18 protein-coding genes and 1 riboswitch are annotated in these 23,017 nt (G+C 76.0%); of the genes, 7 read left to right on the top strand and 11 right to left on the bottom strand.

Going from position 1 to position 23,017, the window contains the following annotated elements:
• Positions 1-55: 55 nt before the first annotated feature.
• The 4 genes from HLV61_RS10105 to HLV61_RS10090 form a co-directional block, all read right to left on the bottom strand.
• Positions 56-985, bottom strand: a complete 930-nt coding sequence (locus tag HLV61_RS10105; RefSeq protein ID WP_369254898.1) for an ABC transporter permease — start codon at positions 983-985, stop codon at positions 56-58.
• Positions 982-2,067 (bottom strand): ABC transporter permease, encoded by a 1,086-nt coding sequence (locus HLV61_RS10100; RefSeq protein WP_093578436.1) that lies wholly within the window; start codon positions 2,065-2,067, stop codon positions 982-984. Before HLV61_RS10100 ends, HLV61_RS10105 begins: the two co-directional genes overlap by 4 nt.
• A complete protein-coding gene (locus HLV61_RS10095; protein ID WP_369254895.1) occupies positions 2,064-3,614 on the bottom strand; it encodes an ABC transporter ATP-binding protein in 1,551 nt (516 codons plus the stop codon). The genes HLV61_RS10100 and HLV61_RS10095 overlap by 4 nt, the downstream gene beginning before the upstream one ends.
• A 62-nt stretch (positions 3,615-3,676) precedes the next feature.
• A complete protein-coding gene (locus HLV61_RS10090) occupies positions 3,677-4,708 on the bottom strand; it encodes a BMP family protein (RefSeq protein WP_369254893.1) in 1,032 nt (343 codons plus the stop codon).
• A 339-nt stretch (positions 4,709-5,047) separates the two neighbouring features.
• Between HLV61_RS10090 and HLV61_RS23210 the strand changes: the two genes are divergently transcribed.
• From HLV61_RS23210 to HLV61_RS10075, 3 genes are all read left to right on the top strand, one after another.
• Complete coding sequence (locus HLV61_RS23210) at positions 5,048-5,389, top strand: WhiB family transcriptional regulator (protein ID WP_440284521.1); 342 nt, start codon at positions 5,048-5,050, stop codon at positions 5,387-5,389.
• Between the two features lie 85 nt (positions 5,390-5,474).
• The gene (locus HLV61_RS10080) at positions 5,475-6,047 is read left to right on the top strand and encodes a dienelactone hydrolase family protein (RefSeq protein WP_369254891.1); all 573 of its coding nucleotides are present in this window, start codon (positions 5,475-5,477) and stop codon (positions 6,045-6,047) included.
• The gene (locus tag HLV61_RS10075; RefSeq protein ID WP_369254889.1) at positions 6,044-6,460 is read left to right on the top strand and encodes a PaaI family thioesterase; all 417 of its coding nucleotides are present in this window, start codon (positions 6,044-6,046) and stop codon (positions 6,458-6,460) included. The genes HLV61_RS10080 and HLV61_RS10075 overlap by 4 nt, the downstream gene beginning before the upstream one ends.
• 116 nt (positions 6,461-6,576) lie before the next feature.
• On the opposite strand, the gene HLV61_RS10070 is transcribed toward HLV61_RS10075, so the two are convergent.
• On the bottom strand, positions 6,577-7,851 hold the full coding sequence (locus HLV61_RS10070; protein WP_369254887.1) for a hydroxyacid-oxoacid transhydrogenase: 1,275 nt from the start codon (positions 7,849-7,851) through the stop codon (positions 6,577-6,579).
• A gap of 132 nt (positions 7,852-7,983) precedes the next feature.
• On the opposite strand from HLV61_RS10070, the gene HLV61_RS10065 reads away from it, so the two are divergent.
• The gene (locus HLV61_RS10065; RefSeq protein ID WP_369254885.1) at positions 7,984-8,958 is read left to right on the top strand and encodes a cyclase family protein; all 975 of its coding nucleotides are present in this window, start codon (positions 7,984-7,986) and stop codon (positions 8,956-8,958) included.
• 6 nt (positions 8,959-8,964) lie between these two features.
• A complete protein-coding gene (locus HLV61_RS10060) occupies positions 8,965-10,614 on the top strand; it encodes an AMP-binding protein (protein ID WP_369254883.1) in 1,650 nt (549 codons plus the stop codon).
• Here the strand turns inward: HLV61_RS10060 and HLV61_RS10055 are convergent.
• Together HLV61_RS10055 and HLV61_RS10050 are read right to left on the bottom strand one after the other, a co-directional pair.
• Positions 10,574-11,524: a hypothetical protein gene (locus HLV61_RS10055; RefSeq protein WP_369254881.1), complete on the bottom strand. Its 951-nt coding sequence runs from the start codon at positions 11,522-11,524 to the stop codon at positions 10,574-10,576. The two genes, HLV61_RS10060 and HLV61_RS10055, sit on opposite strands and share 41 nt — an antisense overlap.
• A gap of 92 nt (positions 11,525-11,616) precedes the next feature.
• Positions 11,617-12,420 carry a TSUP family transporter gene (locus HLV61_RS10050; RefSeq protein ID WP_369254879.1) on the bottom strand — a complete coding sequence of 268 codons (804 nt, stop codon included), beginning with the start codon at positions 12,418-12,420 and terminating at the stop codon, positions 11,617-11,619.
• An 88-nt stretch (positions 12,421-12,508) separates the two neighbouring features.
• On the opposite strand from HLV61_RS10050, the gene HLV61_RS10045 reads away from it, so the two are divergent.
• Positions 12,509-13,471 carry a YihY/virulence factor BrkB family protein gene (locus tag HLV61_RS10045; RefSeq protein WP_369254877.1) on the top strand — a complete coding sequence of 321 codons (963 nt, stop codon included), beginning with the start codon at positions 12,509-12,511 and terminating at the stop codon, positions 13,469-13,471.
• A gap of 6 nt (positions 13,472-13,477) precedes the next feature.
• On the opposite strand, the gene HLV61_RS10040 is transcribed toward HLV61_RS10045, so the two are convergent.
• The 3 genes from HLV61_RS10040 to HLV61_RS10030 form a co-directional block, all read right to left on the bottom strand.
• Positions 13,478-14,398, bottom strand: a complete 921-nt coding sequence (locus HLV61_RS10040) for a hypothetical protein (protein WP_369254875.1) — start codon at positions 14,396-14,398, stop codon at positions 13,478-13,480.
• 47 nt (positions 14,399-14,445) lie between these two features.
• A riboswitch (cyclic di-AMP (ydaO/yuaA leader) is annotated at positions 14,446-14,598 on the bottom strand.
• 138 nt (positions 14,599-14,736) lie between these two features.
• Positions 14,737-15,276, bottom strand: a complete 540-nt coding sequence (locus HLV61_RS10035; protein ID WP_369254873.1) for a DNA-directed RNA polymerase subunit alpha C-terminal domain-containing protein — start codon at positions 15,274-15,276, stop codon at positions 14,737-14,739.
• A gap of 50 nt (positions 15,277-15,326) precedes the next feature.
• The gene (locus tag HLV61_RS10030) at positions 15,327-17,330 is read right to left on the bottom strand and encodes a serine/threonine protein kinase (protein WP_369254871.1); all 2,004 of its coding nucleotides are present in this window, start codon (positions 17,328-17,330) and stop codon (positions 15,327-15,329) included.
• A gap of 251 nt (positions 17,331-17,581) precedes the next feature.
• On the opposite strand from HLV61_RS10030, the gene HLV61_RS10025 reads away from it, so the two are divergent.
• Positions 17,582-18,466, top strand: a complete 885-nt coding sequence (locus HLV61_RS10025; RefSeq protein ID WP_369254869.1) for a bile acid:sodium symporter family protein — start codon at positions 17,582-17,584, stop codon at positions 18,464-18,466.
• Here the strand turns inward: HLV61_RS10025 and HLV61_RS10020 are convergent.
• Positions 18,373-22,986, bottom strand: a complete 4,614-nt coding sequence (locus HLV61_RS10020) for a cation-translocating P-type ATPase (protein ID WP_369254867.1) — start codon at positions 22,984-22,986, stop codon at positions 18,373-18,375. The two genes, HLV61_RS10025 and HLV61_RS10020, sit on opposite strands and share 94 nt — an antisense overlap.
• Positions 22,987-23,017 lie beyond the last annotated feature (31 nt).

Raw genomic sequence — 23,017 nt, 5'->3', positions numbered from 1 at the left:
CAGCACCGCACCGGATCGACAGGTCGCGCGGACGATCTCCCGCGACTCCGCGGGACTAGGCGGTCCGGGACTCCCGGTCGTAGTTGCGGCCGAGGAACTCCGGCACCTTGGCCCACCGGAAGGCGAACACCATGACCAGCAGCGTCGCCACGTACGGCACCACGAGCAGCACCTGGCTGGGGATGTCGATGCCGGCCACCTCGGCGCGCAGCGCGACGACGTCCATGGCCGCGAAGAACAGGGCGCCGAGGACGATGAACTGCGGGCGCCACCCGCCGAAGAAGGTCAGGGCGATCGCCAGCCAGCCGCGGCCGCCGACGATGCTGTCGGTGTAGGTCCCGGTGTAGACCAGCGGCAGGTACGCCCCCGCCACGGCCATGAGCGCTCCTCCGACCGTGGCGGTCCACAGCCGGTTGCGCACCACGGGGATGCCCAGGCTGTCGGCCGCCTTCGGGTTCTCCCCCACCGAGCGCAGGTCCAGGCCCGCCCGGGTGCGGTACAGGAAGAACCACGCGGCCACCGCGAGCAGGGCCGCCAGGTAGACGAGCACGTTGTGCGAGAACAGCGCGGTGCCGAGGACCGGGACGTCGCTCAGCAGCGGGATCTCCAGCCGCGGGAGGGTGTCGACCCGAGGCGTCGTCGCCCCCTGGCCGATGACGATCCGGTACAGCAGCCCGGCCAGCCCGGTGGCGGCGAAGAACAGCGCCAGCCCGACCACGAACTGGTCGAGCCGGAGCACGGTCGTCGCCCACCCGAGGGCGGCGCCGAAGACCGCCCCGGTGCCGGCGGCCAGCAGGATGCCGATCGTGGTGCTGCCCGTGCCGTAGCTGACGAGGAAGCCGATGGCGGCCCCGAGGAGCATGACGCCCTCCTGCGACACGCTGAAGACGCCGGTCAGGCCGCCGAGCATCGTGCCGAGGGAGGCGAGCAGGTAGGGGACCATGGCCACCACGGTGAGCTGGGCCAGGGCCGCGAACTCGGTCATGTCACCCTCCGCGCCAGCCGCCCCGCGATCACGTCGGAGAGCAGCAGGAAGATCAGGATCAGGGCCTCGATGATCAGCACCATCTCGGCGGGGACGCCGACGGTGCGCTGCATGGAGCTGGCGCCCACCTCGAGGATCGCGATGCCGAAGGCGACCACGGGCACCCACAGCGCGCTGCCCCGGGCGATGAGCCCGATGATGATGCCGAGCAGCAGGAAGTTCGACTGCATGCCCTCGATCGCGCGGCCGTGCACGCCGCCCACCTCGAGTGCGCCGGCCAGCCCGCCGAGCGCACCGCCGACGACCAGCGCCACGACGGCGACCTTCTCCACCCGGATGCCGTTGATCGCCGCGGCACGCGGGTTGGCGCCCGCGGCGCGCAGCTCGAAGCCCGCGGCCGTGCGTCGCGTGACCACGGTCGTCACCGCCGCGACGAGGAGCGCGAGCAGGATGCCGGCGTGCACCCCCGGCGGTCCGCCCAGCACGGGCAGCTCGGCCCCCTCGCCCACCCGTTGCGTGGCGGCCACCCCGGCCGCGGGGTCCGACCACACCTCCGTGGCGGCGTAGTCGAGCACCTGGAAGGACACGAAGTTGAGCAGGACGGTGCTGAGGATCTCGTTGACCCGGAACCGCCCCATCAGGAAGGCCGCGATCCCGGCCCACACCGCACCGGAGAGCACGCCGGCGAGGACCACCAGGGGCAGCAGGACGGCGGTGGGCAGGTCGGCGTACACGATCCCGACACCGGCCGCGGCCGTCGCACCCACGAGGAGCTGACCCTCCCCGCCGATGTTGAACCGCCCCACCGCGAGCGGGATCGTGAACCCGAGCGCCAGCAGCGTCAGCGGGACCCACTTCGTCAGCGTCTCGGTGAAGCCGAAGCCGGTCCGGAACGACGTGGTGACGATCGTCCGGTACGCCTCGACGACGTCGTAGCCGAGCGCCGCGATGACGACGCCCGAGACCGCGAAGGCGAGGACGAGCGCCAGCACGTAGGGCAGGAGACCGCGCAGCAGGCGGACCGCGGGCCGCTCCGTCGCCGGGGCCGGTGCGTCGGTGTCGGTCAGCACGGGCGCGCTCATGCGTCCTCCCGGACCCCGGCCATGAGGCGGCCGAGCTCGTAGACGTCGTAGTCCCCGCGGGCGCGCTCACCGACGACCTCGCCGGAGTAGAGGACCACCATCCGGTCGGCGAGCAGGCTCAGCTCGTCGAGGTCCTCGGAGACGAGCACGACCGCGCAGCCCCGGTCGCGGGCCTCGTGGACCCGGTCGTAGACGAAGCGGGTCGAGCGCAGGTCCAGACCGCGGGTCGGGTTCTGCAGCACGAGGACCGCGGGCTCCCGGTCGAAGGCCCGGGCGAGCACCAGGCGCTGGATGTTGCCCCCGGAGAGGTTCCCGGCCAGGGCGTCGGGACCGGGCGTCTTGATGGAGTACCGCTCGATGGTGTCCCTGGCGTGCTCCCGGACGCGTCGCCAGTCGATCAGCCCGGCGCGGCGGTTGTCGGCCCGGCGCTGGGCGCCCAGGAGCAGGTTGTCGGCCACCGTGCCCGCTCCGAGGATCCCGTCCCGGTGCCGGTCCTCGGGCACGTAGGCGACCCCCGTGGACAGCCAGCGGCGGGTGGGCGCCCCTGCCAGGTCCGTGCCGTCCACGGCCACGCTCCCCGCGCGGACGGGACGCACCCCGGCCAGCACCTCCGCCAGCTCGACCTGCCCGTTGCCGGCCACCCCGGCGACGCCGACCACCTCGCCGGCACGGACCTCCAGGCCCAGGCCGCGCAGCGCCGGGACGCCGTGGTCGTTGTCGGCCGTGACGCCGGAGACGGACAGCCGGACCCGCCCGGCGTCGGGGCGCCGCTGCCCGGCGGGCAGGGCGGCCGGCACCTCCCCGACCGCGCCGACGCCCAGGGCGGCCGCGACCTCGGAGGTCTGCTCCCCGACCAGCTCGCCGACCATGAGCGAGGCCAGCCCGGTGGCGTCGGTCGCCGACCTCGGCACCGTCGCGATCCGCCGTCCGTCGCGCATGACCGAGATCCGGTCGCAGATGGCCAGCACCTCGCGCGCCTTGTGCGAGATGAAGACGACGCTGGTGCCCTCGGCGACGATGCCGCGCAGCGAGGCGAAGAGCCCGTCGACCTCCTGCGGCGTGAGGTTGGTCGTCGGCTCGTCCAGGACCAGGACCCTGGCCCCGCGGTAGAGCACCTTGAGGATCTCCACCCGCTGCCGCGCGCCCACCGAGAGCCGGTCGGTGCGCGCCCGCGGGTCGACCGCGAGGCCGAAGCGGTCGGAGAGCTCGGTGATCCGGCGTGCCGCGCCGCGCAGCCCGCCGGAGCCGGCGCTGGTCCCCAGCACCACGTTCTCCAGGACGGTGTAGCTCGACACCTGCAACAGGTGCTGGTGCACCATCCCGATGCCGAGCGCGATGGCGTCGCGCGGCGACCGGATGTGCGCCTCCCGGCCGTCGACGCGGATCTCGCCGGAATCGGCCCGGTACAGGCCGTAGAGGACGTTCATCAGCGTCGTCTTGCCGGCGCCGTTGCCGCCGACCAGCCCGTGCACCTCGCCGGTGGCCAGCTGCAGGTCGGCGTCGGTGAGGGCGCGGACGGGCCCGAAGGACTTGCTGATCCCGCTCATCGTCAGCGGACGGTCCCGGCCGGGGGCCGCACCCCCGGCCGGTCCGACCGCGGTGGCGCCGCTCACTCGACCGGGGTCACGTCGCGCTCGACCTCGATCTCGCCGGACCGCAGCTGCTCGACGGCCTGGTCGACCTGGTCCACCACGGCCTGGTCGACGTTGGCGGGCGGCTGGAGCGAGATGCCCCGCTCGTAGTCCATGCCGAGGTAGCCGCCGGTCTCGCCGTCCTCCACCGAGCCGAGGATCTCGTCGAGCATCGGGGTGAAGTCGTACAGGACCGACGTCAGGTACCGGTCGGGCGCGAGGTTGGACTTGTCGGTGTACTTCGCCGTCATGAGCACGCCCGCGGGGGCGTCGGCGACGCCCTCGAAGGCCCCGACCGCGCCGAGGTTGAGCGAGGTCAGGATGACGTCGTTGCCGTCGGCGAGCAGCTGGCTGGTGAACTGCTGGGCCCGCGTCGGGTCGTTGAAGTCCCCCGTCCACACCGGGGTCAGGGTCGCGGTGGACCCGGTGTCCTCGAGGGCCTGCTCCACCGCGTGCACCTCCGAGTAGGAGAACGGCAGCGTGACGCCGCCGAGGTAGGCGATCCGCCCGCTCTGGCTGGCTCCCGCGGCGAGGACGCCCAGCGGGTAGAAGGCCAGGTGGAAGTTGCGGTCGAGGACCCAGACGTTGTCGGGCACGTCGGAGGGCTCGGTGTCCTGCTCGGCGATGAAGACGACCTCCGGAGCCTCCTCCGCGACGGCGACCGTCGCGTCGTAGAACTGGCTGCCGTGGGTCCAGATGACGGTGTAGCCGTCGGCGACGTACTCGCGCAGCACCCGCTCGGCGTCGGGCACCTGGACGCTCTCGGAGTACGTGGTGTCCGCGCCGTGGTCCTCCTCGGCGGCCTGCAGGGCCTGCAGCCCCAGGAAGGTGTAGTCGGCGTCGGTGGTGGTCCCGGAGAAGACGGCGGCGATCCGCGGCGCCGCACCGTCCCCGCCGCCGCCGCCACCACCGCCGCCACCACCGCCGCCACCGCCTCCGCCGCCGCAGGCGGTGAGGACGAGCAGGGCCGATGCGGCCAGGGCACTCGCGGTGGATCGGGCAGATCGCATGGGCGGTACATCCCGTCGTCGACCGGCTGGAGGAGTGGGTGCATCTCAGCGGTGAGGAGTGCTCCGCACAACACCCCGCGCCGGGCCGTGATCGAGATGCCGCTCGGCGTCCCCGGGGTCCCCCCGCCGGCCGGCGGCCCGGCTCCCGGCGACCGGCCGTCGCGGCGGCGGCAGGGCGCGCCGGAGCAGTGGGCACGAAACGCCAACGGGACGGCATCGTTTCGGCCACTTCCTGCCGGTGCGCTCCGGGATGCGTACTCCGTAACGTCACGTACAGCAGTCAGGGCGTACCCGTCCGTCACGGACGGGGCGCCACCGCCCACCTCCCGAGGAGCTTCCGTGCTGTCCTCCCACCTCAGCCTGATCACCGAGTCCAACGCCCGGCCGCCGGCCGTCGCCGAGCCCGACGCCGTCGCCGGCTCGCCGTGGAGCGTCCTCACCGGCGGTGACGCCACCTGGCGGCTGGACGCCCTGTGCGCCGAGACCGACCCCGAGGCCTTCTTCCCGGAGAAGGGCGGCTCGACCCGCGAGGCCAAGCGCGTCTGCTCCGGCTGCGAGGTCCGCACCGAGTGCCTCGAGTACGCCCTCGCCAACGACGAGCGCTTCGGCATCTGGGGCGGCCTGTCCGAGCGCGAGCGTCGCCGGGTGCGCCTGGCCCGCCGCATGCCGCTCAGCGCCTGAGCGGCCCGGAGCGCCCCCGGCGGCTACGGTCGCGACGCCGCATCCCCGCCCGTCGCGCCCGCACCGCCCGCGAGGAGGACCGCCGATGGCCGAGGTCGTGCTCTTCCACCACGCGCTCGGGTTGACCCCCGGCGTCACCGCCTTCGCCGACGACCTGCGCGCGGCCGGGCACACGGTGCACACCCCCGACCTGTTCGAGGGCGCCACCTTCGACTGCGTCGAGGCCGGTGTGGGGCACGCGCGCGAGATCGGCTCCGGCGAGGTCCTGGACCGCGGCACCCGCGCCGTGGCGGACCTGCCGGAGGCGCTCGTCTACGCCGGCACGTCGCTCGGCGTGCTGCCGGCGCAGCGGCTGGCCCAGACCCGTCCCGGCGCCCGCGGCGCGGTGCTCCTCCACTCCTGCATCCCGGCCGAGGAGTTCGGCCCCTGGCCGGCCGGCGTGCCGGTGCAGGTGCACGGCATGGACGCCGACCCGCTGTTCGTGGACGAGGGCGACCTCGCCGCGGCCCGCGCGCTCGCCGCGCGGACCGAGCACGCGGAGGTCTTCCTCTACCCCGGCGACCAGCACCACTTCGCCGACCGCACCCTCCCCTCCTACGACGCCGGCGCCGCCGCGCTGCTCACCCGCCGCGTCCTCGACCTGCCGGCCGCCCGGTGACCTCGCCCGACGTCACGGCCGCCCGGGTGCAGGCCGTCCTCGACATCCCGCTGCACCGGCACCTCGGCATGCGGCTGCGCGATCCCGCGCACCCGCCGGCCGGCATCTGGTTCCCCGTCGACGAGGCCGCGCAGAACCAGGCCGCGCTGCTGCACGGCGGCGTCGTCTACACCTTCCTCGACGTCGCGGCGTTCCTCGCGCTCCTGCCCTCCCTCGGCGACGGGGAGCACGCGGTCACCCACGACCTCACCGCCTCGCTGTTGCGGCCGGTGCCCGCCGGCGCGCGGGTCGACCTCACCGGCTCGGTGCTGCGCCGCGGCCGGGCCGTGGCGTTCCTGCGCTCGGAGGCGACGGTGGACGGCGTCCTCGTCGCCTCGGCGCAGGTCACGAAGTCGATCGTCCCGATCGGCTGACCCCCGGCGTGCTCCACGGGGCGCCGGACCCGACCGACCTCACCGCGCGGTGCCCGACCTCGAGCTGCGGGGTGGGGTCGGGCACCACGCCGTGGGGATCGTGGGTGGAGGCGCACTCACCACAGGGACATGGAGCGGGTGAAGATCCCGGCGACGTCGTCCTCGGTCACCTCCCGCGGGGAGGTGGCCAGCAGCCGCTGCTGCTTCATCGTGCCCTCGACCAGGTCGGGGACGTCCCCCTCGTCGAACCCGACCGCGGCGATCCCGTTGGGGATGTCGATGTCACGCATCAGGTCGGTGAGCACGGTGGGCAGGAACTCCGCCGCGTCGTCGGGCTCGCCGGCGTTGGGGGCGAGCAGCTTCGCGGCCCGCACGTGCCGCTCGGGCGCGGCTTCGAAGGTGAACCGGAAGGCCTCAGGCGCGGTCAGCGCCACCGACATCCCGTGCGGGACCATCGGCTCGTCGGCCGGGTAGTCCTTGGGGTGGAAGTCCTTCACCTGACCGGCGATCGGGTAGGCGTTGGCGTGCGGCACGTGCACGCCGGCGTTGCCGAAGCCCATCCCGGCGAAGGTGGCCGCCATCGCCATGTCCGCGCGGGCCTGCGCGTCGTCGCCGTGCCGGACCGCCCGCCGGAAGGACCCGGCCAGCAGCGACAGCGCCTTCTCCGACCACATGTCCGAGATGGGGTTGGAGCCGCAGTAGGGCACCCGCTGCTCCGGCTGCTTCCGGTCGTAGGTGGTGTACCAGCGCGCCGTGTAGCTCTCCAGCGCGTGGCAGAGGATGTCCATCCCCGAGGCGGCGGTGACGCCGGGCGGCTGGGTGAGCGTCAGGTCGGGGTCGATGACGGCGAGGGTGGGCCGCAGCCGCGCGTGGCTGATCCCGGTCTTCACCCGCTGGGAGATCACGTCCATCACGCAGATCGTGGTGCTCTCCGACCCGGTGCCCGTCGTCGTCGGGACGGCGACCAGCGGCCGGAGCGGCTCGGAGGGCGCCTGCCCCTTCCCCACCGGCACGTTGACGTAGTCCAGGAGCTCGCCGGGGTTGGTGGTCAGCAGGTTGATCGCCTTGGCGGTGTCGATGCTCGACCCGCCGCCCACGGCGACGAACGCGTCCCACGGCCCCGAGGAGCGCGCGTCCTCGATGGCCTGCGTCAGGCTGACGTCGGTGGGCTCGACGTGCACGCCGTCGTAGACCCGCGCCTCGATGTCGAAGCGGGCCATCTGGTCGGCCACCCGCTGCGGCAGGCCGGTGGCGGCCACGCCGGGGTCAGTGACCACCAGCACCCGGCGGACGCCGTAGCGGCTGAGGTCGAAGCCGATCTCGTCGGACGCGCCGCTGCCGAACTTCAGCTGGGGTGCGCCGTAGGTGAACACGGACTCCGGGCTCGTCATGGCGGGTCTCCTCTGGTCGGCGGGGGCGGGTCGCGGCGATCGGGTTGCGAGGATCGTTGCACCCTCCTTGTGGCGGCGACCACAGCGAGGCAGGGTCGGGTGCACCTGCCAACCTTCCCCTGGAGGCCCGCCATGACCGCTGAGCCCGAGACCACCGCCGTCCCCTCCCTCGACGAGCTGCTCGCCGACGCGCCCACCAACTGGGGCAAGTGGGGTGACGACGACGAGGTCGGCGCCCTCAACTACCTCGGCCCGGAGCAGGTCCTCGCCGCCGTCGGGCTGGTGAGCTCCGGCAGGGTCTTCACCCTGCAGCGGCTGATCGGCGACCCCAAGGGCGACCCGGTGTGGCCCGGCCGGACGCCGGCGGTCCGCACCCAGGTCCTCGACGAGAGCGACTGGGACGAGGGCGGCAAGGGCGCGCAGTACCCCGGCGGCCTGCACTACGCCGACGACAAGATCGACGCCTACCTGCAGGGCTCGACCCAGTACGACGCACTCGGCCACCTCTGGTACGGCGGCAAGATCTGGAACGGCTACGACGCGCGGACCACCGTGGGCGGCCTGGACAAGGCCAGCGTCGAGCCGATCGCCCAGCGCGGGGTGGTCGGGCGTGCCGTGCTGCTGGACATGGCCCGCTTCCGCGGCAAGGCCACCCTGGACAAGGGCGAGACCTTCACCCACGAGGACCTGCTGGAGTGCGCGGCGGCCCAGGGCGTGGAGATCCAGAAGCGCGACATCCTGGTGGTCCGGACCAACTTCCTGCAGCTGTTCCACGAGCAGGGCGAGGCCTTCTACGAGGGCTTCAACGAGCCGGGCCTGGTCTACAGCCCCGAGCTCGTGCGGTGGTTCCAGGAGATGGAGATCCCCAACCTGGTCACCGACACCATCGCCAACGAGGTCACCACCGACCCGAACACCGGCGTGGCGCTGGTGCTGCACAGCGCCCTCATGCGCAACCTGGGCGTGACGCTCACCGAGATCGCCGACCTGGAGGCCCTGGCCGCCGACTGTGCCGAGGACGGCCGCTACGCGTTCCTCTACGTCGCCGCGCCGCTGAAGGTGGCCAAGGCCGCCGGCACGCCGGTCAACCCCGTCGTCATCAAGTAGCCGGCCGTGAGCGTCTACGACGACCGACCCTGGCTGGCGCTCTACGGCGACCAGCCGGCCGACTACGAGATCGAGTTCGACGACGCCCTGTCGATGTTCCGGGCAGGTGTGCAGCGCGACCCCGACGGCGACGCGCTGCGCTACTTCGACGGCGTCGTCGTCCGCCGCGAGCTCGACGAGATGACCGACGCGCTGGCCGCCGGCCTGCTGGCCTCGGGCTTCCGGCCGGGAGACCGCCTGGCGGTCTACCTGCAGAACGTGCCGCAGTTCGTCATGGCCATGGTCGCCACCTGGAAGGCCGGCGGCGTCATGGTGTCGATCAACCCGATGAGCCGGACGCGGGAGCTGTCCTACCTGCTCAAGGACTCCGGGGCGACGGTGCTGCTCTCCCTCGACACGCTCTACGACGAGGTGGCCCGCGACGTCGTCCCCGACACCGACGTGCGGCTGGTGCTCACCACCAGCGGGCTGGACCTGCAGACCCGCGACGACGAGCGGCTGTTCGCCGGCGTGCAGCGGCAGCGGCACGAGGGCACCACCGACCTGCTGGAGTTCGTCGAGCAGCACCGCGGCCAGACGCCGCCCCCGGTGACGTTCGGCCCCGACGACGTCGCGTTCCTGACCTACACGTCGGGGACGACGGGCGTGCCCAAGGGCGCGATGAACACCCACCGCAACGTCGTCTTCACCGCGCAGGTCTACCGGGACTGGGTGCACGCCGGGCGCGACGGCGCCGTCTTCGGCGTCGCCCCGCTCTTCCACATCACCGGCCTGATCGGCCACGTGGCGGTGAGCATGCTGGTGCCCGCGCCGCTGGTGCTGGCCTACCGGTTCGAGCCGCAGGTGGTGCTCGACGCCTTCCTCGAGCACCGGCCGGCGTTCACCATCGGCGCGATCACCGCGTTCAGCGCGCTGCTCAACGCGCCGGGGTTCGGCAAGGAGCACTTCGACTCGTTCACGTCGATCTACTCCGGCGGTGCGGCGATCTCCCCGGCCGCCGAGCGCGGCTTCATGGAGGCCACCGGCAAGCAGGTGCACAACGCCTACGGCCTCACCGAGACGACGTCGCCGATGACGGTGACGCCGTTCGGGTCGCCCTCGCCGGTGGACCCGACGTCGGGCGCGCTGTCGGTGGGGGTGCCCGCGCCCAACACGATCGTCCGGATCCAGGACGACGACGGGCAGGACCTGCCGCTGGGCGAGGTCGGCGAGATCGTGGCCGACGGCCCGCAGGTGGTGGCCGGCTACTGGGGCAAGCCCGAGGAGACGGCGGCCGGCCTGCCCGGCGGGGCGCTGAAGAGCGGCGACGTCGGGTTCATGGACCCGCAGGGCTGGGTGTTCATCGTCGACCGCAAGAAGGACATGATCAACGCCTCGGGCTACAAGGTGTGGCCGCGCGAGGTCGAGGACGTCCTGGCCGAGCACCCCGCCGTCCGCGAGTCGGCCGTCGTCGGCGTCCCCGACGAGAAGCGCGGGGAGACGGTCAAGGCGTTCGTCAGCCTCAAGCCGGGGGCGAGCGCGACCCCGGACGAGCTGATCGCGCACTGCAAGGAGCGGATGGCCGCCTACAAGTACCCGCGCAGCATCGAACTGCTCGACGAGCTGCCGAAGACGGTCACCGGGAAGATCCTCCGGCGCGAGCTCCGGGGGACCTGAGCGGCGCCGGTCCCCGCGGCGGGCGACCGTCGCGGGGACCGGTGCGGCCGGGCCAGGCCGCCCGGACGCCGAACGCGCCGGTGCCGACGACGGCGACGAGGACGCCGACGTAGGCCCACAGCCAGGGGTCGGCGGCGTCCACCAGGGGCCGGTACCAGACCACCACCACGAGCTCGAGCAGCCCGAACACGGTGTACGCGACGCTCGCCACGAACTGCCGGCCGAGGTCGCGGCTCCGCAGGACCAGCGCCGCGGCGAACCCGAGGGCGAGCAGCCACGCGCCGATCACCTGGGCGCTCAGCGGGGTGACCTCCCAGGGCCAGAAGGTCGCGACGGCCTCGACGTGGTGGTGCACGGCGAGCCCGCCGGCGAACAGGGCGACCCCCGCCGCGGCCATCAGCGTCCCCTCGACCGCCAGGAGCGCGGTCAGCCAGCGCGGGATCGGCCGCAGCACCGCCGGGGGCGCGCCGCGGCGGATCTCCTGGCCGAGGACGACGAGCAGGCACAGGGCCGGGACGACGAGGTAGACGCCCAGCCACGTCCAGGCCACCACCCGCGCCACCGGCCCGCCGGTGAGCAGGTGGAGGCGGTGCGTGTGGATCAGCGTCGCGACGCAGGTCAGGACGGTGAAGACGGCGACCGTGAGCACCGGTACGCGGATCGCGCTCCAGCGGTGCTGCCGGAGGGAGAGCGCCGACAGGACGGCGCCCGCGCTGTAGGCGGCGCCGAGGAACGCGGCGGTCGCCTCGGTCGAGATCGTCCAGGCCCAGAACCGGTCGGCGACGTCGGCGAGGACGAACAGCTGGTTGACCGCGAGCAGGGTGAGCACCAGGAAGGCGGCCAGCAGCCACCTCGTGCCGCGGCGGACCTCCTCGCCGGCGTCCGCCACCTGCGCGTCGACCGTCCCCACTGGCTGCCGCCCGTCGATCCCCCCGCCCCAGGCTGGCGCCTCCCCGCGGCCGCGACCAGGGTCCTGGGACCCCGCGGGCCCGGCCGGCCCGGTCAGCCGGCCAGGGGGCGCAGCGTCTCGGTCCACACGTCCCAGCCGAGCCGCACGACCAGCGCCGAGACGACGACGAGGAAGACCGCGCGGACGAAGCCGGTGCCGCGGCGGGTCGCCGTCCGGGAGCCGAGGTACCCGCCCAGCGTGTTGGCCGCGGCCAGCAGCAGGCCCAGGCCCCAGACCACCGCCCCGTGCGGCACGAAGAACGCCAGCGCGCCCAGGTTGGTGGCGACGTTGACGATCTTGGCCTTGGCGCTGGCGTGCAGGAAGTCGTAGCCCAGCAGCGACACCAGGGCGAAGACGAGGAACGACCCGGTGCCCGGGCCGAGGACGCCGTCGTAGAAGCCGATCACGCCGCCGATGACCAGGGCCGTGCCCGAGTGCCGGCGGCCGGTGTGCCGCAGCGCCGTCACCTCCCCCAGCGAGGGCCGGAACGCGGTGGACAGCGCGATGCCGACGAGTGCGACGACGATGACCGGCTTGAAGACGGCGGCCGGCAGGAGCGCGGCGACCGACGCCCCGCCGAACGACGCGGCCAGGGCGACGGCGGCCATGGGTAGGGCCGTGCGCAGGTCCGGGTGCACGCGCCGCTGGTAGGTGACCGCGCTGGTCGTGGTCCCGAAGACCGACGCCAGCTTGTTGGTGGCCAGCGCCTGCACCGGCGCGAGCCCCGGAACGAGCAGCAGGGCGGGCAGCTGGATCAGCCCGCCGCCGCCGACGACGGCGTCGACCCAGCCGGCCACCAGGGCGGCGACCAGCACGAACGCGAGGACCGACGGCGTCAGGCCGTCCGGGAGCAGCACGAGGACCGAGCCTCCCCCAGCGGCGAGGAGGCGGAACGACCGGGTCCTGCGTCGCGGAGGCCGCGGGACCGGCGGGAGGATGGTGCACATGGCGCGCGCCCGGCAGGAGGACCCGGCCAGCGCCGCGCGCTCCCCGCACCACCTGTCGGCCCGGGACTGGCGCCGCGTCCTGCGCCGCGTCGGCGCGCACGTGCTCGGCGAGCGGCTGATGGTCCAGGCCTCGGCCGTGGCGTTCTTCGCCATCCTGTCCGTCGCTCCGGTGCTGGTCACCGCGGTGTCGGTCTACGGCGTGGTGAACACCCCGGAGGAGGCGCTCGAGGAGCTGTCCGGGCTGGTGCGGATGCTGCCCCCCGACCTGCGGTCCCTGGTGGAGGAGCAGCTGACGACGATCGCCTCCGCCTCGACGAACGTGCTCACCTGGCGGGGGCTGGGCGGCCTGGCCGCGGCGCTGTGGACGGCGACGACCGCCATGACCTACCTGGTCGACGGCCTGACCCTCGCCTACCGCGAGACCGAGACGCGCGGCTTCCTGCGCCGCAGCGGCCAGGCCCTGTTCCTCGTGCTCTGCGGCGCGGTCCTGCTCGCCGGCGCCATCGCGGTCGGCGGCCTCGCCTCGTCGGCCCTCGACGGCGCGCCGGGCCCGGTGCGCGCCGCCGTCCCCGCGCTGTCCTGGGTCGCCGCCGCGGTCGTGATGTCGGCGGTGCTCGCCGTCCTCTACCGCTTCGGCCCCGACCGCCGGCAGGCCCGCTGGCGCTGGCTCACGCCCGGCTCCTCGGTGGCGACGCTGCTGTGGCTGGCAGCGACCATCGGCTTCTTCTCCTACGTCCGGAGCCTGGGCGACTACGCGGCCACGTACGGGTCGCTGGCCGGCGTCGCGATCAGCATGGTGTGGCTCTGGACGACGGTCTTCCTCGTCATCGTCGGCGCGGCGGTGAACGCCGAGGCCGAGCGGCAGACCGTCCGCGACTCCACCGTGGGTCCCGAGCAGCCGATCGGGGAGCGCGGTGCGGTGGTCGCCGACGACGCGCCGCCCTTCCCCCGCGAGCGCTGAGGGCGCCTACGAGTAGTTGACGTGCACGTGGTCGTAGTGGTTGGCGGTCGTGCCGCCGCGGTCCTCCATCGTCGACCAGGAGCCGTTCGGCGAGGACAGCATCCGCTGCTCCCAGATGAGGTAGTCGACGCCGAGCTCGTCCCAGTGCGCCCGGTGGTAGGCCACGATCGCGTCGCCGAGGGCGGCGTCGCTCATGACCATGTAGTCCAGGGCCAGGCCCGAGGGGTGCCCGCCGGGGTCGGCGGCGCTGGCGCGGGTGCCGCCGAGGGTGATCTCGTCGGCTCCCGGCACGTTGCTGACGACGACGTTCGCGGCGGCCTGCACCTGCGGCTCGACGCTGCCGGCCGTGTTGGTGATGCGCGCGACGACCGAGGCGGCGGTGGACGACGCGACGGTCGCCGCACCCGGGGACTGCCCCCCGCCGCCGGAGCCGGCCTGCGCGGCGGGCGCGGCCTCCTCGGCGGCCTGCTCCTCGGCGGCGTGCTCCTCGGCCTCCCGCGCGGCGGCCTCGGCAGCCGCGGCCTCGGCGGCGGCGGCCTCGGCGGCGGCCTGCGCGGCGGCGGCCTCCTCGGCGGCGCGGGCGGCTGCCTCGGCCTCGGCGCGCTGCCGGTCGGCCGTGGCCTGGTCGGCGGCGGCCTGCGACTGCTGCGCCGCGGTCTCGGCGGCCTCGCGGGTGCTCCGGGTGGCGGCCAGGTCCTCGAGCGGCTGCAGGTCGGCCGGCGCCTCGGCCGGGGCGGCCTGCGCCGACAGCCCCAGCGCCTCGGCGACGGCGACCGACTCGCTCGCCGTCCCGGCCCCGGCCGTGGCGATCGGCTGCGGGCCGACCAGGACGTTGACCAGGACGGCGCCGGCGGCGGCCACACCCAGGTAGATCCCCGGACGGCGTCCGGCGGCGAGCGGTCCGCGGCGGCGGTGGGAACGGTTCACGGGCGCAGCGGCGCGGCCGGACGTGGTGGTGCGGGGGTGCATGGATCCGTCTCTCCCGTCAGCCGCCTACCGAGTTAGCTGACGGGTTCGGGCGGGAAGCAGCCCTACGCGCCCGGACACACGGGTCCGGTGCGGGATTCACCCCAGTACTGCGGTGGGTCCCCGGCTCGCCCGGAGGGGCGACTCGGCGGCGACCGTCCGGGTCCCCGGACGGGGACAGGGCCGGACGGCCTCGGACACGGTAACCGCCGTTACCCGGCCGTGACAATCGGTGGCGGGAGAACCGTGGCGGGGACCACGTCCCCTCCGGCGCACGCGGGGCTCGGGGAGAGGCGGGCTCAGGAGCGGGCGCGGAGCCGCTCGACGAGGCGCGCCGGCGCCTGCACCCACCACACGGTCACCCGCCAGTGCAGCGAGGCGGCCGCCCGGACGCCGCGGACGCCGAGGGCGGCGAGGTCGGACCACTCGGCCGGCCGCGGGGCCCGCCGGAGCCCGGGGGGCTGCTCCGCGAGGGCGTCGAGGGGCTCGATGTCCAGGGGCTCGGCGTCGTCCGCCTCCTCCGCCGCGGGCGGCTGCTCCGGGACGAGGAGGTCGAGGGCCGAGCGGCGCCGTGGTCCGCGCAGCGACTCGAACGACGGGATCGCCGGCGAGGCCGGGCCGCCGTCGTCGTCGTCGGGCAGCGGCCACAGTCCCCGGGCCACCGGCTCGGGGACGACGGCGCGGATCGCGGTCACCATGGCCGGGCCGAGCCCCGGGACGGCGGACAGCTCGCGACGGGTGAGCGCGGCCAGTTCCTCGACGGTGGTGACGCCGGCGCGGGCCAGCGCACCCACCGCGCGCGCGGGCAGGCCCAGCTCCTGCACGGTCCCCGTCGGCACGTCCCGCGACCTCGTCGGCATGGCGTCAGAACCTAGTCCGGCCGGCGGGCTCAGCCCGAGGCGCCCGCCGGGGCGGGGTCCCCGGCCGGGACGGAGGTGGGGGCGCTGTCCTCCCGGTCGGGGGTGGTGCCGGTGTCCGACGACGGCGTCGCGGGGTCCGCCGTGCCGGTGGCGGGCGGGGTGGTCTCCCCGCCGGTGCCCGTGGCCGGCGGCGCGGTGCCGGTGCCCTCCGGAGTGGCCCCGGCGGCGCCCTCGGGGACGTCCTCCGGGACCCCGCCGGTCTCCCCGGTGGTGCCCCCCGTGGCGTCGCCCTGCGTCCCGGTCGGCGTCGGCGCGCCCGTCGCGGTGTCCTCGGGCGCGGTGCTGCTCGAGCCGCTGCTGCCGGGCGCCGCGCTGCCGGGCGCCGTGCTGCCGCCGGGCGCGGACCCCGGGACCGTGCCGGCCGTGCCGTCGGGCGTCGGGGTGCCTCCGTCCGCGGGTGCCGTCCCGCCGGCGTCGGCGGTGTCCGGGGCGACGGGGTCCGGGGCTGAGGTGTCCGGGGCTGAGGTGTCCGGGGCTGAGGTGTCCGGGGCTGAGGTGTCCGGGGCTGACGTGTCCGGGGCGGTGGCCTCCGTCGTCGCGGGGTCCGGCGCGGGTGCCGCCTCGCCCTCCGCCCCGGTGCCCGGCGCGCCGGGCGCCGACGGCTCGGGAGCGGGCACCGCGGTGTCCGGCGGGACCGCCACGACCACCTCGACCCGGTCACCGGGGGCGAGCTCCACGTCCACCGGGGACAGCCGCACCACGGTGCCCGGGTCGGCGTCCGCGCTCGCCTGGCTGCGCTGGCCGGTCGTCAGCCCGAGCGCCGTCAGGTCGTCGAGCACCTCGGTCACGGGGCGCCCCACGTGGTCCGCGGCGGTCAGGACGATCCCGGCGGGGGCGGTCCCGGCGGCCTCGGCGGCGGGCGCGTCCCCGGACCGGGTGCTCACGAACGCGATGCCGCCCGCGACGAGCAGCAGCGCCAGCAGCGGCAGCAGGACCAGCAGCCGCCGGCGGTCCCCCTGCCGCGGGGAGTGCGCCGGCGCCCGGCGCGCCGCCCGGCGGGGGGCTCCGTCGGCCACGGTCCCGGGGGCCACGCTCCCCGGAACCGCCCGGGCCGGGCCCCCGGGCGCCGCCGCGGCCGGCAGGGCCGCCGCCGCGACCGCGACCGGGGCCGTGGGCGGCACCGGGCCGGACTGGTGGTCGAGGGTGCCCTCGACGGCGTGCAGGAACGCCTCGCCGTCGGGCAGCCGGGCGCCGGGGTCCTTGGTGAGCGCGGAGCCGATGAGCTCGCGGACGTCGGGCGGCAGGTCGTCGGGCAGCGGCTCGGGCTGCTCGCGCACCTGCTTGAGCGCGACGGTCACCGGGTTGGTGCCGGAGAAGGCGGCGTGGCCGGTCAGCGACTCGTAGCCGACCAGGCCGAGGGCGTAGACGTCGCTGGCGGGGCTCACCCGCTCGCCGGCGGCCTGCTCCGGGGACATGTACTGCGCGGTGCCGATGACCTGGCCGGTCTGGGTCAGCGGCACGCACTCGGCCGACCAGGCGATGCCGAAGTCGGTGAGCTTCACCCGCCCGTCGGGCCGCACGAGGATGTTCGAGGGCTTGACGTCGCGGTGCACGACACCGGCACGGTGCGCCTCGGCCAGTCCGGCGGCGGCCTGGCGCAGCACCGACAGCGCCTCCTGCAGGTCCAGCGGGCCGTCGTCGCGGATCCGGGTGGACAGCGGCGCGCCCTCCACCAGCTCCATGACCAGGTAGGCGAGGTGCTCGCCGGTGCCGCCGTCGGAGCCCTCGCCGTAGTCGAGGACCGTGGCGATGTTCGGGTGGCTCAGCGCCGCGGCGTGGCGGGCCTCGTTGCGGAACCGGGCGAGGAACGTGGGGTCGTCGGCGTACTCGCTGCGCAGCACCTTGACCGCCACCGACCGCTCGAGCAGCAGGTCCCGCCCCTGCCACACCTGGCCCATGCCCCCGGTGGCGATGAGCTGTTGCAGCTCGTAGCGGTCCCCGAGGGTCTGCCGCTCCTGCTCGACCGTGGTCACCGCGCGCTCCGTCCCGTTCGACGCCGCGGGTCACCGACCCGCTCCCCTCCGGCCCCCTGCGGGAGCTGTCGACGCCGTCCCGCGCCGGATGGCAGACCGGTACCCGGTGCCCGGTCCGGCGCCCCGTCAACCACCGGACCGTCGTGGCCGGTCCCCCGCTCGCGTGTCGGCTCTCGTCCCGGCGGCCTCCGGTCCGCCAGGATCCCGGCACCCCCGCGGCACCGGCGCCGCGGCCGTTCCGGAGGTCACCCGTGGACTCGGCCCTCAGCACCGTCGCCCTGCCCGCCGCCCTGGCGGTGATCATGTTCGGGCTGGGGTTGTCGCTCACCGTCGACGACTTCGTCCGGGTCACGCGCCGGCCGCGCGCCGCCGTCGTCGCCCTCGGGCTGCAGCTGCTGGTGCTGCCGGCGCTGTGCTTCGGCCTCGTGACCGCCGTCGGCCTGGAGCCCGTGCTCGCGGTCGGCATGGTGCTGCTGGCCGCCTCCCCGGGCGGGACGACGGCGAACCTGTTCAGCCACCTCTTCCGGGGCGACGTCGCGCTCAACGTCTCCCTGACGGCGGTCAACTCGCTGCTCGCGGTGGTCACGCTGCCGCTGGTCACCAACCTCGCGGTGACCGTCTTCGACCCGCCGGGCGCCGGGTCGATCGGCCTGCAGTTCGGCAAGACGGTGCAGGTCTTCGCGATCGTGCTGGTGCCGGTGGCCCTGGGCATGCTCGTGCGGCGCGCGGCACCGGCCTTCGCCGACCGCATGGACCGGCCGGTGCGGGTGCTCTCGGCCGTCGTGCTGGCGCTGGTGATCGCCGGGACGGTCGTCGCGGAGCGGGAGAACGTGGCCGGGTACCTGCGCGAGGTCGGGCTGGTCGCCCTCGCCTTCTGCGCGCTCAGCCTGCTGCTCGGCTTCGCCGTGCCGCGCGCGCTCGGCATCGGCCACCGGCAGGCGGTCGCGTGCGCCTTCGAGATCGGCGTGCACAACAGCACGCTGGCCATCGCGGTCGCGATCAGCGTCCTCGGGAGCGTGGAGCTCGCCGTCCCCGCGGCGGTCTACGGCGTGCTGATGTTCCCGGTGGCCGCCCTCGTCGGCTGGGCCATCACCCGGTCGTCCCGGTCGCGCGCACCGGAGCGCGTCGCGTCCTGACCCGCCCACCGGCGGTACAGCACCGGGACGACCTCCGCGCCGGCGGTGCCGGCCGCGGCCCAGCCCAGGACGACCAGCCACGCCAGCGGGTCCAGCGGGGTGCAGCCGAAGAACCGGCTGAGCCCGGGGGTCTGCACGACGGCGGCCAGCGCGGCCAGTGACCCGGCCGCGGTGACCAGCACCAGCGGGCTGCGGCGCCCGGCCCAGGCGGTCTGCCCGAGCTGCGTGGTGATGAGGGCCGCCAGCCCCATCGTGCTGGCCCGGCGGCGCGGCCCGGACACCCGCCCGGTGGCCCACGCGCCCGTCGCGCCGACGGTGGTGGCGACGCCGCGGACGGCGACCAGCCGGTGCACCGCCTCCCGGAACCCGCGGTACGGCCCGGCGAGCAGCGCGGCCTCGAGCGGGTGCCCGGTCAGCGGCCCCCCGTCCGAGGCCGGGGCCGCCGCCCCTGGCCGGGCCACGGCGACGGCCAGCGCCGGGAACATGTCGGTGAGCAGGTTGACCAGCAGCAGCTGCCGGGTGCCCAGCGGTGCGCGTCCGCCGAACGCGGTGCCCAGCACGGTGAAGGCGACCTCGCCGGCGTTGCCCCCGACCAGGATGGCGACGGCGTCCCGGACGCGGGACCACAGCGCGCGCCCCTCGGCCACGGCGTCGACCAGCCGGGTCAGGTCGAGGTCGGTGATCACCAGGTCGGCCGCGCTGCGGGCGGCGGGCGACTCCGCCCCGGCCACGCCGACCCCGACGTCGGCGAGCCGGATCGCGGCAGCGTCGTTGACGCCGTCGCCGGTCATGGCCAGCGTGGCGCCGGCCCGGCGCAGCGCCGACACCAGCAGCACCTTGTGCTCGGGGGTCAGCCGGGCGAACACCGCCGCCTCCTGCACCAGACGGGTCCGCTCGGCGTCCGAGGCCCGCGCCAGGCGGGCGCCGGTCACCACCCGGTCGGCGTCGGGGACACCGGCCTGCGCGGCGATGGCGGCGGCGGTCTCGGGGTGGTCACCGGTGGCCACCAGCACCCGGACGCCCGCCGCGCCGAGCTGCTCGACCGCCGCCGCCGAGGACGTGCGCACCGTGTCGGCCAGCCCCACCAGGCCGCGCAGGGTCAGCCCCGTCGCCGCCGCCTCGAGGTCCTCCGGCCGCCCCTCCACCTCGCGGTCGGCCACGGCCAGCACCCGCAGCCCCTCGCAGGCCAGGTCCCGCACGCGGGCGGCGGCGTCGCCCGCGTCGGTGCACTGACGCAGCACGACCTCCGGCGCGCCCTTGACCACCAGCCGGCCCCCGCGGAGGGCCGCCGAGAAGCCGCGCCCGGTGGCGAACGGGACGGAGGCCTCGGGCTCCCCCGCGCAGGCCACGCCGCGGTCGCCGGCGGCGGCCGCGACCGCGCGGTCGGTCTCGTGCGCGTCGGTGTCGCCGGCGCCCACCCCTGCCGCCGCGAGGCGGAGCAGGCCGTCCTCGTCGTCGCCGCCGTCCCCGAGCGGCAGCAGCCGCACCACCTGCAGCCGGTTCTCCGTGAGCGTGCCGGTCTTGTCGAAGCAGACGGTGTCCACCCGGCCGAGCGCCTCGAGGACGCGGGCGCTGCGCACCACCGCGCCGCGCCGCGACAGCCGCCGCGCCGCGGCCTGCTGGGCGACGGTGGCCACCAGGGGCAGCCCCTCGGGCACGGCCGCCACCGCGACGGCGACGCCCGCGCTGACCGCCTCCCGCAGCGGCCGCCGCCACACGACCCCGAGCGCGGTCACCGCACCGCCGCCGGCCAGCGTCAGCGGCAGCACCGAGCGGGTCAGCTCGGCCAGCCGGGCCTGGACGCCGGCCGGCGGTGCCCCGCGCCCGGCAGCACGGGTCGCCCGCCCGGCCTGCGTGGCCGACCCGACGGCCACGACGACGGCGCGCCCGGTGCCGGCGACCACGGTCGTCCCGTCGAAGAGCATGCAGCGCCGGTCGGCGACCTCGGCGCCCGGCGTCGCGGCCGGGGACTTGGCCACCGCGAGCGACTCGCCGGTCAGGCTCGACTCGTCGACCTCGAGGTCCTCGGCCGCCAGCAGCCGCGCGTCGGCGGTCACCACGTCGCCGGACCCGACGAGGACCACGTCGCCCACGCGCAGCGCGCCGGCCGGGACCTCCTCGGAGCCGCCGTCGGTCTCCCGGCGGACGCAGGCGTCCTGCTCGAGCAGCAGCGACTCCAGCGCGGTCTCCGCGCGCATCCGCTGGGCCGCGCCGAGCAGCGCGTTGCCCACGGTGACCCCGCCGACCAGGAACGCGTCCGCGGTCTCGCCGAGCACCGCGGTGGCGCCGGCCCCGGCGCCGAGGACGGGCGTGAGCGGGTCGGCGAGCTCGGCGGCGACGGTGCGCGCGAACCGGACCGGCACCCGGACCGCGGCCACGCCGGTCCCCCGCCGCCACGCCCGCTCCAGGCGCCCGGGCGGGGAGTCGTCGGCCCGGGGCAGCTCGGCCAGCCGGCGCAGGACGTCGTCGGGGTCGAGCGCGTGCCACGGCGTGTGGGCCGACGGGGCGGGCAGCGGCCGGCGCGCGGCGCGGACCGCCGTCCAGGTGCCGTCGACGATCGTCACGACCGTCGCCGTCTTGCCCGGTGTGGTCGCCCGGCGCTGGCCGGCGCGGGCCGAGCCGACGGCGGCGAGCAGGCTGCCCAGGACGTTGGCGGTCAGCGCGCCCTGCACCGACCGGCGGGCGACCGCGCGGGCGTCGGACACGGCCCGGACCACCCGGCAGGCGTCGGCCAGACCCGGCCCGGTCACCAGGTCGGCGGCCCAGGCGGGCGCCCGGCCCGGGCGCACCGGCGCCACGGCGACGTCGGCGGCCAGCAGCGCGGCGGGATCGGCGGGCGCCACGAGCAGCACCCCGCGCCCGTCGGCCTGCTGCCGGCGGACGACGTCGGCCGGCGACTCGTCCGCGGGCGCGACCTCCTGGGCCATCCCGGCGATCTCGCGGGTCCCGGCATGCGCGGTGAGGACCAGCCGCGCGCCGGTGCCGGCGGCGGTGGTGAGGAGCGCCTCGGCGTACGGGTCGAGCTCCGGGGCGACCAGGACGGTGCCCACGCGGCGGCGCCCGGCGTACAGCGTCCGCAGGGACGCTCCCGGCGCATCCGGGGCCTCCCGCGGGTCGCCGAGCCGGACCCCGTCCGCGCTGCCCCCGGTCGCGAGCAGCCGGGAGGCGGTGGTCCAGACGGCGGCGACGTCCCACCCGTCCGCCTCGGCCTCGGCCTCGAGCACCACCGGCGGACCGGTGCACAGCGCGCCGCCGTCGACGACCACGCAGTCGACGCGGTCGAGACGTCGGTAGGCCGCGCCGTCGAGGGGCAGGACGCCCGTCCGGCACAGCAGCAGGTCCAGCGTGGCGGCGAAGGACTCCCGGCCCTGCAGCGCCGCCCGGGGCGAGAGCGCCTTGACCATGTCGGCGGCGCGGCCCGGGCGGCCGGTGAGGGCGAGGACGGCCAGCACGGCCGCCGCCGTCGTCGGGCCCAGCCGGGCCTGGTAGCGGTCCACCCTGCCGGGCGGGAGCGGAACGGGCCGCTCCCCCGCAGCGGCGGCCGGACGGGTGTCCTCGGGCTCGATCCCGTCCGGCTCGGGCCGGCACAGCTCCTCCTCGCGCCGCCGCCACACCTGGCGGCGTGCCCGCACCTCGAGCACCTGCTGCAGGGAGGCGACCGCGTTGAGCGCGGGGACCGTCGGGCTCTTCGTCGCGGAGTGCAGGACCGCCGAGAGCCCCTCGAGGGCCAGGCGGGCGCCGAACCGGCCGACCCGGCGGGTGAGCAGCTCGGTGATCCGGTCCTGGGTGTCGAGCAGGACGACGGCGAGCGTGGCGTGCCGCGACAGGGCGGGCACCGGCAGTGCCCGGGCACCGAGGGCCGCCGCGACGCCCAGCGCGTCCACCGCCAGCGCCGTCGCCGCGGCCAGCAGGGGCTCGAGGTCGGCCGGGTGGTCGGCCGGCTCGGGCAGGACGTCCCGGCGGTCGTCGGCGTCCTGCAGCGCGCGGACGGTGGTGACGACGTCGTCCACGCCCACCCGCCGCTGGTCGACGGCGACCAGCACCCGGCCGAGGACGTCGTTGACCGTGGCCCACCGGACGCCCTCGAGGCCCTCGAGTCGCCGGCGCAGCGACCGGCTCGCGTCGGAGGGCGCGCCGGGGGCGCACGCGGGCAGCTCCACCTGCACCAGCCCGGAGTCGGCCCACACCCGCGGCGTGTGCCGGTCCCCCTCCGGCTCGAACATGCCGGTGGCGACCCGCGCGAGCTCCCGGAGCCGGCCGGTGGGCAGCGGGTCCGCCCCGGTCAGCAGGGTGCCCGCGGCGCGGATCCCGGAGACGGCGCCCTGCGCGAGGCCGACCGGCCGGCCGGCGACCCGGGAGGTCAGCCCCTCCGCCGTCCGTACCGCGGCCCGGGACGAGGCGCCGAGCAGGCCGGCGGCGACCAGGGCCGGTGTGGCCGCGACCTGCACCCCGGCGACCGCGAGCCGGGCCGCGTCGGACAGTGCGCGCCGGGCGGTCGGGGCCCGGCGTAGCACGCTCACGGGGCGGTCACCCGCCCGCGCCTCGCCTGTC

The organism is Geodermatophilus amargosae (genome assembly GCF_041028265.1).
Classification (GTDB): Bacteria; Actinomycetota; Actinomycetes; order Mycobacteriales; family Geodermatophilaceae; genus Geodermatophilus; species Geodermatophilus amargosae_A.
The sequence above is the reverse complement of the archived record's forward strand: the minus strand, read 5'-3'. Positions and strand labels throughout refer to the sequence as shown.